Source organism: Streptomyces sp. NPDC006283, from assembly GCF_040613325.1.
Classification (GTDB): domain Bacteria; phylum Actinomycetota; class Actinomycetes; order Streptomycetales; family Streptomycetaceae; genus Streptomyces.
Window position 1 is genome coordinate 1 of the sequence record NZ_JBEXRZ010000375.1, and the last position, 3580, is coordinate 3580.

The 3580-nt window shown below is 68.0% G+C and carries 4 protein-coding genes and 2 pseudogenes; all 6 read right to left on the reverse strand.

The features are described from left to right. Positions 1 to 5 precede the first annotated feature (5 nt). The gene (locus tag ABZ070_RS36110; RefSeq protein WP_356640294.1) at positions 6 to 443 is read right to left on the reverse strand and encodes a Tn3 family transposase; all 438 of its coding nucleotides are present in this window, start codon (positions 441 to 443) and stop codon (positions 6 to 8) included. Positions 444 to 446: 3 nt separating this feature from the next. Continuing rightward, positions 447 to 755, reverse strand: a complete 309-nt coding sequence (locus ABZ070_RS36115) for a hypothetical protein (protein WP_356640296.1) — start codon at positions 753 to 755, stop codon at positions 447 to 449. A gap of 252 nt (positions 756 to 1007) precedes the next feature. Continuing rightward, positions 1008 to 1430: a transposase gene (locus ABZ070_RS36120; RefSeq protein WP_356640300.1), complete on the reverse strand. Its 423-nt coding sequence runs from the start codon at positions 1428 to 1430 to the stop codon at positions 1008 to 1010. After that, a pseudogene (locus ABZ070_RS36125) lies at positions 1410 to 1741 on the reverse strand (transposase family protein); the annotation flags it as partial. The pseudogene ABZ070_RS36125 and the gene ABZ070_RS36120, both read right to left, overlap by 21 nt. Positions 1742 to 1892: 151 nt before the next feature. Then, positions 1893 to 2230 (reverse strand): annotated as a pseudogene (locus tag ABZ070_RS36130) (transposase); the annotation flags it as partial. A gap of 132 nt (positions 2231 to 2362) precedes the next feature. Then, a partial coding sequence (locus ABZ070_RS36135; RefSeq protein ID WP_356640298.1) for a hypothetical protein occupies positions 2363 to 3580 on the reverse strand: 1218 nt, incomplete at its 5' end.

Genomic DNA, 3580 nt, shown 5'->3' on the forward strand with positions numbered 1-3580 from the left:
CTGCCTCACGCACCCTCTTCCCCTCCCCCACCCTCTCCCCATCTGTACCCGGACGCTGGTGGCGGCGTCCGTGAACCCCGCCCCCACCCCGAGCGACGGCGGTTGGCAGACGCGGGCCGTACGCTCCAGGCGCCCGGAGGGGAGCATGACGGCCCCGTCCGGGGGTCCATGTCCAGGTGCCCCGTGCCGAAGCGGCGGATCTTGCTGGCGATGTACGGGGTGATGGTGGCCAGGTCGACCGGGTCGATCTCCCTGCCCGCGTCGATGAGGTCGTTGACGACCTTCGTGATGTCTACGGCCGTATGGAAGGTCAGGCAGTTCGCCAGAAGTTCGTTGAATTTGATGATCTTTTCCTGGTCCTCCGGGTCGTTGTTGGCGAGGAGGCCGGAGGCGATCATGAGCCAGTTGCTGAACTTGCGGAACGCTTCGGTCTTGTTTGTCATAGATTAGATCGAATCGCGCAGCTCGGGTTCCGACAGGTAGCGAAGGAGCCCGGCCAGCCGCGAACCTCGCACGGGTGTGGGGCCGATGTCGTCGAAGGAGCGGCCGCCGAAGGGGCGGACCTGGCCGCGGGGGATGCGGACGGCGGCCGGGATCAGCGTCTGGACGACGATGCGGGCCGCGAGGGTGGCCGTTCGGTCATGGCCGGCCGCGTGATGCAGCAGTGCACGCAGGACGGCATCAGCCAGCTCGTCGGTCAGGTACGCCTGCCGGGTCGGAGCGCCGGGAGCAGCTGCGCGGGGTCGATGCTGCACACTCAGGAATCGGTCACGGCGCAGCCGTGACTAGTGGGGGCCGGGTCGTCATGGCCGATGACCGATGATGGCCGGATCGGACATCGGTGCAGGGGCCGCCGGGATCGGTCACACCCCGGCGGTCATCGGTCAGTGCCGTCGGTCATGGTCCGTCGGTTATCCGGGATTCGGTCACGGCCTACGGGGCGATGACATCGCGATGGTCGATGACCGGGCACGGGCAGGACGCTGTTGGTTAATCCGACCCGTCGCTCACCCGGCGGGCCTGAAGGCTGCGAAGTGCGCGGTTCTGGTCCCCGCCCGCGGCGTTAAGCCAGGCATCGCTGCGGGTGAGGTTGACGGCCGCGCGGTCAGCTGATGTTGGAGGCTTGTCTTGGCCATTCCGCGGTAGCGGGATCTGCGGAGGCCGAAGCCCAGGACGGCTTGTGCAATGGTTCCCTCGACGCCAGCGCGAAGTCGGTACCGCTTCTTCCATTCGTCGGTCTGCTGGGCGGGAACGCGCTTTGACGATCGCTCCGTGTTCCTCCTGGTGACGAACCTTGAGTTCGCGCCGCGAAACCTTTGGCGAGCTGATGCACGCGATGCGCGCCGGGCACGGTTGGCAGTCGTTCCTGGATGGAGAACCACATGCGGATGACCGGGATCCCTTGGGGCGGTCACCACCTGTAGGTTCACCCCGTGTCGGCGGTGCTTTCCGGAATAGTCCGCTCGGCCGTCGCCGGTCCGGTCGCATTCGGCGAGTGTCCCGTCCAGTAGGAGACAGCGGGCATCGGCCGATCTCAGGGCCGCCGTCAGACCAGGCGCAAGTCCAGCCAGGTGACCGGTCACGGCGTGAACGTAGGCGTGGGCGGTGCCCAGGCTGATACCGAAGCCCGCCACGAGCTGCCGCAGAGTGTCGTTCTTCCGCAAATACACCAGTGTGACCAAGGCACGCTCAGACGGGGAAAGCCGACAACGCCGGTCACCTTCCCGGTGACGATCAGCATCGTGACCCACTCCCCCAGGGCACGCGGGACCTCGAGTACGGCACGACCACGAGGCCCCCGAGTTTAAGAGCTGCGGACCTCAGACATCCCGCTCAACAACTCGAGGCCCCACCCGATACACCACCCCGGCCATCACCCGATCAGTGGCCACCCTAAACAAGCTCAATGAATGATCGAACTCCGGGTCGCCCAGTTCCAGCCTAAGGGCGTACCTCCAGTCGATTCGGGCCCGCACCGCTTCGGCCGCCGCCGGTCCGAGAGCCCCTCGACGAACTGCAGCACCACGACCATGGCCAGCCGGCCAGGCGACCAGGCGACCACGCATGCCTACCCCGAGCCGCAAAGAGCGCCTCGAACTCCTCATCCCGGAACAGCACGGCCAGTTCGCCCCGGATCCGAACCGCGAGACTGCCCTTCGGAAATGGCAGCCCTGGCCACCCGAGTTGTCTCAGCCGGAATCTCACCCGGCTCTTGCGCACACAACGACACGGCCACCCTCCCCAAACGCCACGTCGGCCCTCACGACCACAACATGGTCGCGAAGGCCGACGTCACGCCCGGCCCGGATTAACCAACAGCGTCCCGGGCACGGTCATCGGCCGCCCAGGAGGCGTCGGTCGGTCAGCCGCTGACCGACCGGAGGTACGTCCGGCCTTGCTGCCGGCGCTGCTCTTTGAGGTACTCGGCAGCCGCGTTCACGCGCCTCTGTCCCGTCTTCGGCGACAGCTGAAGACGACGGGCGACTTCCGCGCCGGAGAGCTTCTCCCCCGCTTCCTCGGCCTCGGCCAGCCACCCGGCGACAGTCACTATCTGTTGCCCAACGGAATCCAGTTCGGGCTCGTCGGTCTGCTGCTCCGGCAGCCGGACGGTCGCCGCTCCGGTGTCGCTGACCGAGGCATCCCAGGCGGCCGGTTCACCAACCGGTGCCGCAGTCGTCGGTGCCGCCGGACCATCAAGAGCGGTCTGTTGCGGTCCTTCCCCACCGGTAGGAAGGTCCCCCGAAGCCGAAGCACTCGGCGCCGGAACCGGCTCAGGTGCGTACGGTGCGTCGGCCACGTGTGTCATCGACGGCTGGGGGCCGGCCGGTTCGAAGAACGGGCGCGGCTCTGAGCCGGCGGACGGGTCCCCGTTCACTGGGGCGCTGCTTGAGCCCTGCCCCTGGGCCATGACCGGCTGTGGCGCCCGGTCCTCGGTAATGGGTTTCAGTTCCCGGCCGAACTCGTCCAGCCAGGGCTCCAGCCCGATGGCGGGGACCGGGCCGCCCGCTTCTTCATCGGTCACGCCGTAGGCGTCGGCGAGGAAGTATGCAAACTCCCCTGCGTTCGGGAAGGCACCGTGCTGGACGATGTAGTCGCGGCATGCCTCGGCCAGGTCGACCACAGAGGCAGCCTGCTGCTGGGGCAGCGTCGGGACACTGACTGGGACATCCTGGGGGCCGCGGCTGTGGTCGTGGGCGATGGCCTCCTCCATCGCGCCGCCCCCCACGGCCCTCGCGTGCTCCCCGGCCATCGGCTCGGCCAGCGCCTGGACGTCGAGACGCTCCACGGTCATGGCGGGGCTCAGGTCCAGCCCGGCCGCCTCCAGCCCATGAGGCGCGGCTTCGGTGAGCGGTACGCCGTACTTCGCCAGCCGCAGCGGCATCAGCGCCTCGACCGGGGCCTTGCGCCGCCACGCCCGGCCGAAACGTGCCTGCAGACGGGCCCGATAGATCAGCCGGTCCTGCTCGAGCTTGATCACCTGCTCATAGCTGCGGAGCTCCCACAGCTTCATCCGCCGCCACAGCTTGAACGTGGGAATGGGGGAGAGCAGCCACCGGGTGAGCCGCACGCCCTCCATGTG